The sequence below is a fragment of the Selenomonas timonae genome (genome assembly GCF_014250475.1).
In the GTDB taxonomy this organism is placed as follows: domain Bacteria; phylum Bacillota; class Negativicutes; order Selenomonadales; family Selenomonadaceae; genus Centipeda; species Centipeda timonae.
The window spans coordinates 1,969,467-1,983,310 of sequence record NZ_CP060204.1 but is presented as its reverse complement, the minus strand read 5'-3'; the positions used below and the strand labels follow the sequence as shown (position 1 = coordinate 1,983,310).

General features: G+C 56.2%; 12 protein-coding genes. All 12 read left to right on the top strand.

Annotated elements, in window-relative coordinates; genetic code table 11:
- The first annotated feature begins 39 nt into the window (after nucleotides 1-39).
- The 12 genes from argC to H1B31_RS09450 all read left to right on the top strand — a co-directional run bounded on the left by argC (nucleotide 40) and on the right by H1B31_RS09450 (nucleotide 13,830).
- Complete coding sequence (gene argC / locus H1B31_RS09505) at nucleotides 40-1,074, top strand: N-acetyl-gamma-glutamyl-phosphate reductase (protein WP_185980140.1); 1,035 nt, start codon at nucleotides 40-42, stop codon at nucleotides 1,072-1,074.
- 26 nt (nucleotides 1,075-1,100) lie between these two features.
- Nucleotides 1,101-2,312, top strand: a complete 1,212-nt coding sequence (argJ, locus tag H1B31_RS09500) for a bifunctional glutamate N-acetyltransferase/amino-acid acetyltransferase ArgJ (protein WP_185980139.1) — start codon at nucleotides 1,101-1,103, stop codon at nucleotides 2,310-2,312.
- 13 nt (nucleotides 2,313-2,325) lie between these two features.
- Nucleotides 2,326-3,210 carry an acetylglutamate kinase gene (argB, locus tag H1B31_RS09495; RefSeq protein ID WP_185980138.1) on the top strand — a complete coding sequence of 295 codons (885 nt, stop codon included), beginning with the start codon at nucleotides 2,326-2,328 and terminating at the stop codon, nucleotides 3,208-3,210.
- Between the two features lie 12 nt (nucleotides 3,211-3,222).
- Nucleotides 3,223-4,440, top strand: coding sequence for an acetylornithine transaminase (locus H1B31_RS09490; RefSeq protein ID WP_185981279.1), 1,218 nt, complete (start codon nucleotides 3,223-3,225; stop codon nucleotides 4,438-4,440).
- A complete protein-coding gene (gene argF, locus H1B31_RS09485) occupies nucleotides 4,440-5,375 on the top strand; it encodes an ornithine carbamoyltransferase (protein ID WP_185981278.1) in 936 nt (311 codons plus the stop codon). Before H1B31_RS09490 ends, argF begins: the two co-directional genes overlap by 1 nt.
- 24 nt (nucleotides 5,376-5,399) lie before the next feature.
- Nucleotides 5,400-6,611, top strand: a complete 1,212-nt coding sequence (locus tag H1B31_RS09480; RefSeq protein ID WP_185980137.1) for an argininosuccinate synthase — start codon at nucleotides 5,400-5,402, stop codon at nucleotides 6,609-6,611.
- Nucleotides 6,611-8,035: an argininosuccinate lyase gene (argH, locus tag H1B31_RS09475; protein WP_185980136.1), complete on the top strand. Its 1,425-nt coding sequence runs from the start codon at nucleotides 6,611-6,613 to the stop codon at nucleotides 8,033-8,035. Before H1B31_RS09480 ends, argH begins: the two co-directional genes overlap by 1 nt.
- A gap of 112 nt (nucleotides 8,036-8,147) precedes the next feature.
- Nucleotides 8,148-8,651: a hypothetical protein gene (locus H1B31_RS09470; protein WP_185980135.1), complete on the top strand. Its 504-nt coding sequence runs from the start codon at nucleotides 8,148-8,150 to the stop codon at nucleotides 8,649-8,651.
- Nucleotides 8,652-8,972: 321 nt separating this feature from the next.
- Nucleotides 8,973-10,676: a ribonuclease J gene (locus H1B31_RS09465; protein ID WP_037345751.1), complete on the top strand. Its 1,704-nt coding sequence runs from the start codon at nucleotides 8,973-8,975 to the stop codon at nucleotides 10,674-10,676.
- 154 nt (nucleotides 10,677-10,830) lie between these two features.
- Nucleotides 10,831-11,682, top strand: a complete 852-nt coding sequence (locus tag H1B31_RS09460; protein WP_185980134.1) for a transketolase — start codon at nucleotides 10,831-10,833, stop codon at nucleotides 11,680-11,682.
- A 2-nt stretch (nucleotides 11,683-11,684) separates the two neighbouring features.
- Nucleotides 11,685-12,626, top strand: a complete 942-nt coding sequence (locus tag H1B31_RS09455) for a transketolase family protein (protein WP_185980133.1) — start codon at nucleotides 11,685-11,687, stop codon at nucleotides 12,624-12,626.
- 157 nt (nucleotides 12,627-12,783) lie between these two features.
- A complete protein-coding gene (locus tag H1B31_RS09450; RefSeq protein ID WP_185980132.1) occupies nucleotides 12,784-13,830 on the top strand; it encodes an ABC transporter substrate-binding protein in 1,047 nt (348 codons plus the stop codon).
- The last annotated feature ends 14 nt before the right edge of the window (nucleotides 13,831-13,844 follow it).

Sequence of the window (13,844 nt, the reverse complement as noted above, 5' to 3'; positions counted from 1 at the left end):
ATTATAAAATCTTTTCGAAGATGAAACGGAGGGGATGAAATGAAGGCAAGTATTATCGGAGCTTCTGGATATGCCGGGGAAGAACTGATTCGCCTGCTACATGGACATCCGAATGTCGAGATTGCACATCTGACATCGGAGCGTCATACAGGCGAACGCATATCCACGCTTTATTCACATTTATTGAATATTTATAACAAAGAGCTTGAATCCATGGAGGATGTACGACGCATTGCCGAGGTCAGCGATGTCCTCTTTATCGCACTTCCGCATGGACATGCAATGAAGATTGCAAAGAGTGTTTCGGATCTGCCGCTGCGCATCATTGATCTGGGCGCAGACTATCGGTTTGCAGATATCTCCGTGTATGAAGAGTGGTATCATGTGGATCATATCGACCCCGATGCGGATCGCGCCTATGGTCTTGCCGAGCTCTATCGCGATCAGGTGCGTTCAGCGCACATCATCGGAAATGCGGGCTGCTATACGACGGCGAGCATACTTGCACTTGCGCCTCTTGTGAAAGCCCGTCTGGTGCAGATGGATTCGATCCTCGTCGATGCTGTGTCGGGTGTATCGGGAGCGGGGCGCACACCGAAGGAAAGTACGCATTTTCCGGAGTTCTATGATAGCTTTACGGCATACGGCGCCGTATCGCACCGTCATACGCCGGAGATCGAGCAGGCGCTTTCCAATGTGGGCGGCGCTGCGGTCACGATTAACTTCACGCCGCATCTTGCACCGATCTCGCGCGGCATTCTCGCAACCTGCTATGCGAAAATGAACGAAGGCGTGACGCCGGAGCAGATTGATGCGGCCTTTGCGGAGATGTATGCGAATGAGTTCTTTATCCGCCTGCTTGGAAGAGGTGCGTATCCCGCAACGAAATGTGTACGTGGCACGAACTTCTGTGATATCGCGTGGCATATCGACCCGCGAACGCAGCGTGTCATTGTATTCTCTGCCATTGACAATCTCGTCAAGGGGGCGGCGGGGCAGGCAATACAGAATATGAATATTGCATTTGGTCTGGATGAGCGTGCGGGGCTGGATCTCGTGCCCATGTATCCGTGATTTTGTAGGAAAATGGAGGAAAATATATGTTCAGCGAAGAGAGTGCGAAGCTCGGGGTTACCTACCCGAAGGGATTTCAGGCAGCCGGCGTCAAGGCGGGCATCAAGAAGAGCGGGAATCTCGATGTTGCCGTGATCTACAGTGACAGGGAAGCCGCTGTCGCGGGAACCTTTACGAAGAATGCCGTTGCAGCAGCGCCCGTCCATGTCTCAAAGGCGGTTGTTGCCACGCATACGGCACGCGCCATTGTTGCCAATGCGGGCTGCGCCAATGCCTGCACGGGGGCGCAGGGCGAGGCGGATGCCGCCGCCATGCAGAAAATCGCAGCCGATGCCCTTGGCTGCGGTGTGCAGGATGTCATTGTCGCCTCGACGGGCATCATCGGTCAGCTCCTGCCGATGGACAAGGTGGAGAAGGGCATTCATGCGGCGGTAAAGGAGCTCTCGCCGCATGGCAGCGCGGATGCGGGAAACGCCATCATCACGACGGATACCTATTCCAAGGCGGGGACGACGTCCGTCGTGCTCGGAGGCAAGGAAGTCCGTCTCGGCATCATCGCAAAGGGCTCTGGCATGATATGCCCGGATATGGCGACCGTGCTCTGCTTCATTACGACCGACGCGGATATCGATGCCATCCTCCTGCAGGAAGCGCTTTCTGAGGTCATGGAGTACAGCCTCAATATGATCTCGATCGACGGCGACATGAGCACGAACGATATGGCAATTGTGCTTGCGAACGGGGCTGCAGGAAATCCGAAGATCACGGAGAAGAATGCGGACTACGAGGCGTTCAAAGGAGCACTCCTCGCGCTCTGTCAGGGGATCTCGGAGAAGATCGCAGCAGACGGCGAGGGGGCGACGAAATTCATCACCATTCACGTCAAGGGGGCAAATAATTTTGCTGATGCCAAGACGGTTGGCATGAGTGTGGCAAACAGTCCGCTCGTCAAGACTGCGTTCTTCGGTGAGGATCCGAACTGGGGACGCGTGATCTGTGCGGTTGGCTATGCGGGCGTCCCGATGGATCCGAATCGGACGACTGTGAAGTTCGGCGGCATTCCCGTCTATGCGGAAGGCGTGGGTGCGGCATACGATGCGGATGCACTGCGTGCAGTGATGACAGCGCATGATATCGTCATTGATATCGACCTTGACGATGGCGCTGCGGAAGCCACGGTCTGGACCTGCGATTTCTCCTATGAATATGTGAAGATCAACGGCGAGTATCATACCTGAGAGGGGGACGGCGATGTACTCCGATCATGACAAGGCGGAAATTCTTGTAGACGCACTCCCATACATTCAGGAGTTCTACGGGAAAACGGTCGTCATCAAATACGGCGGCAACGCGATGATCAACGACGCACTGAAGGAAAATGTCATGCGCGACGTGGCGCTGATGAAGTTTGTCGGCATCCGTCCGATCCTCGTGCACGGGGGAGGACCCGAGATCACGGGCTTTCTCAAGAAGGTCGGCAAGGAGAGTGAGTTTGTCTCGGGGCTCCGTGTGACCGACGAGGAGACTGTCGAGATCGCCGAGATGGTTCTCGACGGTAAGCTGAACTCAGAGATTGTGGGACTGCTCAATCTGCGCAGCGTGCGTGCGGTCGGGCTCAGCGGCAAGGACGCAGGGCTCATCAAGGCGAAGAAGAAGCACGCGACTGTCTATGAAAACGACGAGGCGCGTACGGTGGACATCGGCTACGTCGGGGAGGTCACGGAGATCGATACGGGCATCATCGTCGATCTCCTCAATCAGGGCTATGTACCCGTCATTGCCCCCATCGGCATGGGGGCTGAGGGAGAGAGCTACAATATCAATGCGGACTATGTTGCAGCGGAGATTGCGGGGGCGCTGCATGCAGAGAAATTCCTGCTCCTTACGGATGTGGAAGGCGTCTACAAGGATTTTGGCGACAAGAGCAGTTTCCTCTCGCAGCTGCACATGGACGAGGCGAAGGAATACATACGCAGCGGCGTCATTGCGGGCGGCATGATTCCGAAGGTGGAGGCGTGTCTTAGGGCACTTGAGGCGGGGGCGCACAAGACCCATATCATCGACGGGCGGCTTGCACACTCCATCATCTTGGAGATCTTCACCTCGCGCGGTATCGGAACGATGGTGCTTCCGTAGGCAGGAGATATGATGAAGAACGAGAATGAAATTATTGCAAGGGACACGGCGAGCTATCTGCCCGTGTTCGCACGCTATCCGATTGTGCTCGACCACGGGGACGGTTCGTATGTGTGGGATGTCAATGGGCGAAAATACCTCGATGCGCTCGGCGGAATTGCGGTGAATGTGCTCGGACATAATTACGCGCCGCTCGTAAACGCGATTGCCGCGCAGGCAGCGCGTCTCATCCATGTGTCGAACCTCTACTACACCGAGGCGCAGGCGGATGCTGCGGCAAAGCTGTCGCAGCTCACGGCGGGCGGCAAGGTGTTCTTCGGCAACTCGGGTGCAGAGGCGAATGAGGGCGCAATCAAGGCTGCGCGCAAATACGCGCATACAATCTCTCCCGACAAATCGCAGATCATCACGGCGCTCGGCAGCTTCCACGGCCGTACACTCGCGACGCTGACGGCAACGGGACAGGAGAAATTCCACAAGGGCTTCGAGCCGCTGCCGGGGGGGTTCGACTATGTGCCGTTCAACGATATTGCGGCGCTTGAAGCACAGATGAGCGAGAATACGGCGGCGGTCATGCTCGAACCAATTCAGGGCGAGGGCGGCGTGCGCATGCCGTCGGACGGCTATCTGAAAGAGGTGCGGGAACTCTGTGACAAGCACGATGCCCTCCTGATCTTTGACGAGATTCAGACGGGGATGGGGCGCACAGGGACGTTTTACGCCTATGAAGCGCAGGGCGTAATGCCGGATGTTGTCACGCTCGCCAAAGGGCTTGCGGGCGGTGTACCGATTGGGGCGTTCGTCGTCACGGAGAAGGTCGCCGTTGCATTTCACGCGGGTGACCATGGCTCCACCTTCGGCGGGAATCCGCTTGCGTGTGCGGCGGCAAACGTCGTCCTTGATACGATTGCAGACGAGACTTTCCTGCGTGAAGTACAGTCGGTCGGCACATATTTCAAAGAAGCACTGCGCGGCTTGCAGGAGAAATACCCTGCGCATATCAGAGAGGTGCGCGGCACGGGGCTGATTCTCGGCATGGAGATGCAGAGGAATGAGGATGCGGCGGCAATCGCCCGACGGATGTTGGAGCAGGGCGTTATCATCAACTGTACGGCCGGGAATGTTCTGCGCTTTATCCCGTCGCTGATTTTCTCGAAGACTGAAGTGGATGAACTGATTGCTGTTTTGGATCGCTGCATCCTTGACATATGTGACCGAGGAGGACTATGATGAACAAGGGAATGGATTTGCTCTCCATCCACGAACTCAGTGCAGATGACGTAGAGGAGATACTGACGCTTGCGGCTGATCTAAAGGCAAAGCAGAAGGCGGGCATTCCGCATCCTCTGCTTGCGGGGAAGACGCTTGGCATGATCTTCGAGAAGTCCTCGACTCGGACGCGCGTCTCCTTCGAGGTGGGGATGTACCAGCTCGGTGGGCAGGCGCTCTTTCTCAGCAGCCGCGACCTGCAGCTTGGGCGCGGCGAGCCGATCAAGGACACAGCGCGCGTGCTCTCACGCTATCTCGACGGCATTATGATCCGCACCTATGGGCATGACCGCATCGAGGAGCTGGCGCGCTGGGCGGATGTCCCCGTCATCAACGCGCTCAGCGATCTTCTGCACCCATGTCAGGCACTTACGGATCTTCTCACAATCCGTGAGTACAAGGGCAAGAATCTCGCGGGATTGAAGATGGCATATGTCGGCGACGGCAACAATATGACGCATTCACTCATGTATGCGGCGGCAAAGGTCGGCATGCACTTCGCTGCGGCAACGCCCGAGGGCTATGCGCCGAATGCGGCGGTTGTGGCAAATGCAAAGGCGGATGCAGCGGCATCGGGCACAACGGTGACGATCACCACCGATCCGAAAGAGGCGGTGCAGGGCGCAGATGTCATCGTCACGGACACGTGGGCGAGCATGGGGCAGGAGGATGAGCACGATGCGCGTATTGCACTCTTTCGTCCTTATCAGGTCAACCGTGAGCTTGTTGCCGCCTCGGGGGAGGAACGTTGCATCGTCATGCACTGTCTGCCCGCGTATCGCGGTGAGGAGATCACGGAGGAGGTCTTTGAGAACTTCGCCGATGTGATCTTTGATGAGGCGGAGAACCGTCTCCATGTCCAAAAGGCAATCATGGCGCTCGTAATGGGCGACTGAATTTACTAAGGAGTTGTTTCAAACATGGCAAAGCAGATCAAAAAAGTAGTCCTTGCGTATTCCGGCGGTCTGGATACCTCGGTCATCATTCCGTGGCTGAAGGAGCACTATGACAACTGCGAGGTCATCGCCGTCTGCGCGGATGTCGGGCAGGGCGAGGAGCTTGAGCCCGTACATGACAAGGCTCTTGCCTCAGGCGCATCGAAGGTGCATATCGTCGATCTGATGAAGGAATTCCTTGAGGAGTACGTCTGGCCGACACTCAAGGCGGGCGCAGTCTACGAGGGGAAGTATCTGCTCGGCACATCGTTTGCGCGCCCTGTGATTGCAAAGGCTCTCGTCGACATCGCAAAGAGCGAGGGTGCAGATGCGATTGCACACGGCGCGACGGGAAAGGGCAACGATCAGGTGCGCTTTGAGCTGACGGTCAAGGCGCTTGCACCAAATCTCCAGATCATCGCGCCGTGGCGCGAGTGGGATCTCGACTCCCGAACGGCGGAGATCGAGTATGCAAAGAAGCATGGCATCCCAGTTGCGACGGAGAACAAGACCTACAGCATGGATCGCAATATCTGGCATCTCTCGCATGAGGGCTCCGATCTCGAGGATCCCGCGAATGAGCCGAAGAACTCCATGTTCCTTATCTCCTGTGCGCCTGAGGATGCGCCGGATGCACCCGAGTATGTCTCCATCTCGTTCGAGCAGGGTGTTCCTGTCGCTGTCAACGGGGAGAAGCTGGGGGCGGTCGAACTACTGACGAAGCTCAACGAGATCGGTGCACGCAACGGCGTCGGTATCGTCGACATCTGCGAGAACCGCCTCGTCGGCATGAAGTCGCGCGGCGTCTACGAGAATCCGGGCGGATCGATCCTCTACTACGCGCACCGTGAGCTCGAGTATCTCTGCCTCGACCGCGCCACCTTCCACTACAAGGAAGGCCTTGCCATCCGCTATGGCGAGCTCGTCTACGATGGCATGTGGTTCTGCCAGCTGCGCGAGGCGCTTGCCGCATTCGTGGACAGCACGCAGGAGACTGTGACGGGTGAGGTGCGCCTCAAGCTCTACAAGGGCAACATCATCTCTGCGGGCGCAACGTCGCCATATTCGCTCTACAGTCAGGAGTTTGTCACCTTTGAGCATGACGATGTCTACAACCAGGCGGATGCAACGGGCTTCATCAACCTCTTTGGCCTGCCGCTCAAGGTGCGCGCACTCATGCAGGAGGGGCAGAAGTAATGAGCGAAAAGCTCTGGGGCGGACGCTTCTCCAAGACGACGGACGAGATGATCAACGAGTTTCAGGCGTCCATCGCCTTTGATCGGCGCATGTACCGCGAGGATATTGCAGGATCGCTTGCGCACTCTGCTATGCTTGCAAAGGTGGGGATTCTCTCGGAGGAGGATCGTGCGGCAATCGACAAGGGGCTGCGAGATATCCTCGGACAGATCGAGAGCGGCGCATTTGAATTCAGCGTCGAGCTCGAAGATATTCATATGAATATCGAAAAGCGTCTGACCGATGCGATTGGAGATGCGGGCAGCCGTCTGCATACGGCGCGCAGCCGCAATGATCAGGTGGCACTCGATACCCATATGTTCGTGCGCCGCTCCGTCGTGGAGGTGCTCGGTCACATCGCCGAGCTCCAACACGCGTTGGTGGAATCCGCACAAGCCAATAAGGATGTCATCATGCCGGGCTACACACATTTGCAGCGCGCCCAGCCCATCCTTTTTGCGCATCATCTTATGGCATACTTCGGTATGCTTACGCGCGACTTTGAGCGCTTTCAAGGCGTCTATGCGCGGACGGACATCATGCCGCTCGGCGCAGGGGCACTCGCGGGCACGACGCTGCCGATTGATCGTGCATTTGTCGCGCAGAAGCTGAACTTTGAGCGCATCTATACGAACAGTTTGGATGCGGTCAGTGACCGTGACTACATCCTCGAATTCCTCTCGGCGGCGTCCATCCTCATGGTGCATCTCTCGCGTCTCTCGGAGGAGATCATCCTCTGGTGCTCGCGTGAGTTCTCCTTTGTGGAACTGGACGACGCGCACTGCACAGGCTCGTCCATGATGCCGCAGAAGAAGAATCCCGATGTCTCCGAGCTCGTGCGCGGCAAGACGGGGCGCGTGGTCGGTCATCTCATGGCGATGCTCACTGCGGTCAAGGGACTTCCGCTTGCGTACAACAAGGATCTGCAGGAGGACAAAGAGGGGCTGTTTGACGCCATCGACACGGTGAACTTCAGCCTTGCCGTCTACGCACAGCTGATCCGTGGGATGAAGGTGCGCGCGGATGTCATGCGCCACGCCGTCGAGGCGGACTTCTCGAATGCAACAGATCTTGCGGACTACCTCGTTCGGAAGGGAATGCCCTTCCGTCAGGCACATAGCGTCTCCGGACAGGCGGTCGCACTCTGCATCGAGCGTGGCATCTGGCTTATAGATCTGCCGCTTACGGACTATCAGAAGCTGTCGAACCTCTTTGCAGAGGATGTATACGAGGCGATTCGCCCCGAGACCTGCGTTGCGGGACGGAACTCCTATGGCGGTACCTCGTACGAGCAGGTCGCAATGCAGCTCACTGCGGCAGAGGAACTGATGGCGGAGGAGAAGCGCATACTCTCGGCGTTGGAGACGAAGCAGCAGATCCTGTGAGCCACTTCTTTTAGCGTCAGGTGCTAAAGATTTATCAAAGAATAATCCCGTGTTAAGTTATATCAAACGCTGCACAGGGATAATATACCCACATCGGAAAGGAGAAATTACGATGAAGAAAATTGCAATTCTGGCTGCTGTGCTTGGTCTTTCCATTTCGACGGCGGCTTCGGCAGCGCCGATCAACCATCTCAGCACACATGATACGGCTGTCGGCATCGGTACGAAAGAGGCCTATATCGAGTACAAGGCAACGGACGAGATCGCCGTTGGCATAGGGCGGAATGACCGCGATGAGTACGGCAATCCAAAGGATGTCTACATGCAGTACAATGTTGTTGGACAGAACGTTCGCCTCCTCGGCGGTTATCGTTGGGATATGGGGCAGACAGACGAGAACAATCTCTATGGGGGCTTGGCGCTCAGCACACCGACAGTACTCGGCTTCAATGCCTATGCGTCCTATATTGCGGGCAAGGATTTCAACGAGTCGCAGGTCGGGCTGAACAAGTCCCTGATCGCAAATCTGGATCTCAATGTAAACTATCATAACTTCAAGCCGGATCACGGCAGCCGTGAGAACGGCGTCGGTGTCGGTCTCACCATGCGCTTCTGAGCGCACGATATAAGGCACTCCCTGCACTCGGTTGGGAGTGCCTTTTGTGTATCTGCACAAAATTTATTTGCATTGTTGGTAATGGAATGGTAAAATAGCCTCAAGTGAATGGATCGGATCATTTTTCTTGCGGTTTTCGCGTTGCTGTGCGGTCGTATTTTTTCACAGCAATGACAGCGAAGACGGCGCTTTCCCATATGGCGACGATGGAGGAAATCTCCTCCGGTCGCTGTATTTTCGTGTGGATGAATTCTGATTTCATGATCGAATGGATGAGCAATTATTTAAGGAATAGGGACACGGTGAAGATGTCCCATATCTATGGAGGTGTGTTTTTTGTCGTTAAATCGTAATGGCAATCATGGGAAAAATGTGCAGAAGGTACAGGTCATACCGCTTGGCGGTCTTGGCGAGATCGGAAAGAACATGACTGCCATCCGTGTGGATGATGAGATTCTCGTTGTGGACTCCGGGCTCATGTTCCCGGAGGAGGACATGCTCGGCATCGACCTCGTCATTCCCGATATTACCTATCTGATCGAAAACAGGGACAAGGTCAAGGCAATCGTCCTGACGCATGGTCATGAGGATCACATCGGCGCGTTGCCCTATGTGATGAAGCAGATTCCTGTACCCGTCTATGGGACGCGGCTGACGCTTGGTATTCTTGAGGGGCGTCTGAAGGAAAACGGGGTGGATTCAAGCAATCTGCACTCCGTGATGGCGGGAGACATCATCAACATCGGCTGCTTCAGCGTCGGATTCATCCGCGTGAACCACTCGATTCCCGACGCGGTCGGACTCTCGATCAAGACGCCTGTGGGCATGATTGTCCACACGGGGGATTTCAAGCTGGACTATACGCCGGTCGACGGACAGATGACGGATTTCCGCCGCTTCTCCGATCTCGGCAACAAGGGGGTTCTGCTCCTCCTCGCCGACAGCACGAATGCGGAGAGGGAGGGGCATACGGCGAGCGAGCGCACGGTCGGCGCGGCATTCGACAAGGCCTTCCACAATGTGCGCGGGCGCATTATCGTCGCGACGTTCTCTTCGAATGTCCACCGCATCCAGCAGGTCATCGACACGGCGGTGAAATACAAGCGGCGCGTTGCCGTCCTCGGGCGCAGCATGGAGAATGTGGTTGGTATCTCTCTTGATTTGGGCTATCTGACAGCACCCGAGGGGACGATCATCGGCATCGATGAGGTGAACAACTTCCGTCCCGAGCAGATCGTCATCGTGACGACGGGCAGTCAGGGTGAGCCGATGTCTGCGCTCTCGCGCATGGCGGCATCCGATCACCGTAAGATTACGATTGTGCCGGGTGATACAGTTATCATCTCGGCGACGCCGATCCCGGGCAACGAGAAGCTCGTCTCTAAGACGGTGGACAATCTGATGAAGCTCGGTGCGAACGTCATCTATGGGCGTGACAAGGGCATTCACGTCTCGGGGCACGGCAGCCGCGAGGAACTCAAGCTCATGCACAATCTCGTGCGTCCGAAGTTCTTTATGCCCGTGCACGGCGAATACCATCACCTCGTGCAGCACGCAAGCCTTGCACGCGAACTCGGTATGCCGAAGGAAAATATCTTCATCAGTGAGAACGGACAGATTCTCGAGTTCACGAAGGAGAAGGGACAGGTTGTCGGACGCGTGCAGTCCGGCATGGTCATGGTCGATGGTCTCGGTGTCGGCGATGTGGGCAATATCGTCCTGCGTGACCGCCGTCAGCTGTCGCAGGACGGCATCCTCATCATCGTTGTGACGATGGATCGCCAGAACAACCGCGTTGTATCGGGACCCGACATCGTCTCACGCGGCTTTGTCTACGTGCGTGAGTCGGAGGCGCTGATGGAGGAGGCACGTGCGCGTGTCCAGCAGGCGCTCGATCGCTGTGAGGATGAGAATGTGCGCGAGTGGTCGGCGATCAAGTCGAATGTGCGCGACGCACTCAGCCGCTATCTCTTCGATAAGACGCGCCGCCGCCCGATGATACTGCCCATCATTATGGAGATCTGACAAAGCGGATACAAAGAGGTCGCCCATTTAGGGCGACTTTTCTATTTGTAAATATATCGGAAAAATTGTAGCCTTGTGTATATTGCGGGTAAGTAGAAAAAGGGGTAGAATGAATCCGTATGGTAATGTATTGATTGGGGCGAGGAGGAGTTTTATGACGGCAGCTGAAGAGAAGGAGCTCCAGCTTTTCGCGGTGAAGGTACGCGAGGGTATTTTGCGCAGCACACATGCAGCAAAGAGCGGGCATCCTGGCGGCTCACTTTCATCGACGGAGTATTTTACCTATCTCTACAATAAGGAAATCCGCGTTGACCCGAAGAATCCGAACGATCCGATCCGCGATCGCTTCGTTCTCTCGAAGGGACATGTCGCACCCGGACTCTATGCGACGCTTGCCAATCGCGGTTTCTTTCCCGTGGAGGAGCTGCTGACACTGCGCCATATCGGCTCACGTCTGCAGGGACATCCAAATATGAACCTTACGCCGGGCGTGGATATGTCCACGGGCTCGCTCGGGCAGGGCATTTCGACGGCGGCGGGCATGGCGAAGGGCGCAAAGTATCTGGGCAAGGATATCAATGTCTACACGCTGCTCGGCGATGGTGAACTTGCCGAGGGTCAGGTCTGGGAGGCGCTCATGTTCTCGGCGCACTACAAGCTGGACAATCTCTGCATTGCGGTGGATGTGAACGGCCTTCAGATCGACGGTGCCACGGCAGATGTCATGAACACGGCACCGATCGACGCGAAGTTTGAGGCGTTCGGCTGTGCGGTTATCTCGATTGACGGGCATGACTACAGTGCGCTGGAAGAGGCGTTCAAGGCGTTCCATGCAAACAAGGGGACAGGAAAGCCAACCGCGATCCTTATGAAGACGGTGAAGGGCAAGGACATCTCCTTTATGGAGAACAATGCCGGCTGGCATGGCAAGGCACCCAATGATGACGAACTCGCACGAGGCCTTGAGGAACTGGCTGCGATTCGCAAGCAGATTGAGGAGGCATGAGCATGGCAGACGTAAAGAAAGTTGCAACACGTGACAGCTACGGAAACGGACTTGTAGAGCTCGGCAAAGAACATGAAAATATTGTTGTTCTGGATGCGGATCTCGCAGGGGCGACGAAGAGCGGAACATTCAAGAAGGCATTTCCCGATCGTCACTTTAACTGCGGCATTGCAGAGTGTGATATGGTCGGCGTCGGTGCGGGACTCTCGACGATGGGGCTCGTGCCGTTCGTGTCCACCTTTGCCATGTTTGCGGCGGGGCGTGCCTACGAGCAGGTGCGCAACACGATCGGCTATCCGCATCTGAACGTCAAGATCTGTGCGACGCACGGCGGCATCTCCGTCGGTGAGGACGGTGCATCCCATCAGTGCTGTGAGGACTTTGCCCTCATGCGTACGATTCCGGGCATGACGGTCATGTGCCCCTCGGATGATGTGGAGGCACGCAAGATGGTGCGCGCCGCGTACGAGATGGAGGGGCCTGTCTACATCCGCTTCGGGCGTGCGGCGACGCCGGTCTATCATGACGAGTCATATGAATTCGCCATTGGAAAGGGCGAGGTCATTCAGGACGGTACGGATGTCGCCATCATCGCGACGGGCATTCTCGTCCCCGAGGCAATCAAGGCAGGCAAGCTCCTCGCTGCTGAGGGGATCAAGGCGCGCGTCATCAATATGGCGACAATCAAGCCGCTCGATGAGGAGCTTGTCATTCGTGCGGCGCAGGAATGCGGCAGGATTGTGACCGTCGAGGAGCACAATATCCTCGGCGGACTTGGCGAGGCAGTTGCAGGCGTTGTTACCGAGCATGCCCCCGTTCCCGTCCACCGCATCGGCGTTCGTGACGAGTTCGGGCACTCCGGCCCTGCGGCGGAGCTGCTCAAGCAGTTCGGACTGACGGCAGAGCACATTGTGGCGCAGACGAAGACCTTTGTCGGGAAGTAAACGAACATGGGAAGACGCTTTTACATTTGTAGAGGCGTCTTTTTTATTTCGAAAATAACGCCGCAGTGGGGGATGGATAAAATACCTTGTGGATTTTCGGCGAATTGTTTATAATGGAGAGAGTTTAGATTCTTCAATGTAAAGAAAGAGAAGCCTCATGAAGCGGTATACGCTATTTATCGTCGTGATTGCTCTTCTCGTGACAATGATTGCTGCAGGGTCGGCACTTCTCTCGTCCGGTTCGCCTACGGTGAAACGCCATCCCATGCAGGAACTGACAGCATATACATCACTCCCCGCAGAGATTGCGGCGGTTCTGTCCGAGGAGTATGAAAAAGAGCATAATATCCGTGTCAATTTCGTTCAGCTGTCCTCCGAACAGATTCTAAAGCGTCTCAATGACCAATCCCGTGAGGAGGGGGATGGAAAGGCTGCGCTTGTCCTGACGGATCGTGAGACGCTTGACCGCGCTGCTGCAGCAGGCTATCTTGTACCCTATATCTCGGAGAAGAGCGATCAGGTTGCGGACTCGTTCCGCCATCCGAACCGCTATTGGACAGGAGTCTGGTATGATCCTGTCGTCTTTGCCGTAAATCAGGACTATCTGCGGACGCATCTCGATCTGCCGAACTCTTGGCAGCAGCTCACACAGCAGCGTGACATCCGCATCGGAACCACGGATTTCATGGCGGCAGATGCCTCGTCGAATCTGCTCTACAGCATGATTGCCGAGTACGGTGATCAGCGCGCATTTGAGATTTGGCGCAGGATTCAGCCGAAGATCATACAGTATTCCAAATACCTGCACACGCCGGTACGGCAGGCGGGGATGGGGGAGGTAGATCTCTCGGTGGCGGTTCTGAGCGAGACACTCCGTTATGTGCATGACGAGTACCCCATCCGCATTCTCTATCCCGTGGACGGCACGTCGGCGGTCATCTATGGGACGGGCATTGCCTTTCGTGCGTCGGAGCGCGATGCACGCGCGGCAGAGGTCTTTGCAGACTGGCTGCTGACGGATGAGGCGCAGCTCTCGCTGGAACAGCATCGGTTCTACTTCCTCACCACGAATCCGATGACGCTTTCCTATCAGATGTTTGCAGGGAAGAATATCAACATTTTTAGAAACAGGCCGTATTTCAGCAAGGAGGAAAAGGAGATCCTCCTGGATCGCTGGATCAAAGAGGTGCGGTTCTACGAATAATAACGAAAGCCGGA